This window comes from Rhizobium sp. SVR5-9E (assembly GCF_056755095.1).
Map to the genome: position 1 here is coordinate 1 of NZ_JBNDHS010000661.1, position 241 is coordinate 241.

The window sequence follows — 241 nt, forward strand, 5'->3', positions numbered from 1 at the left end:
TCCTTGATCAGCAGCTTGACCACGTCGGCGAAGGCCTGCAGCAGGCCGAGCGGACCGACCTTGTTCGGCCCCATGCGCACGTGCATCCAGCCGATGACCTTGCGCTCCCAGTACACGAACATCGCCACCGCCAGGATCACCGGGACGGCGATGCACAGGATGTAGATGATCGGCCAGACGAGCTGGTTGAGGATCTGTTCGCCCATGGCTTACGCCTTGCTCAAGGTGATGGCTGCGCCGT

General features: G+C 62.7%; 1 protein-coding gene. It reads right to left on the minus strand.

The genetic code is table 11. From position 1 onward, the window contains the following. On the minus strand, positions 1–206 hold a 206-nt coding region (locus ACPYOJ_RS36450; RefSeq protein ID WP_481420548.1), incomplete at its 3' end, for an NADH-quinone oxidoreductase subunit H. Positions 207–241: the final 35 nt, after the last annotated feature.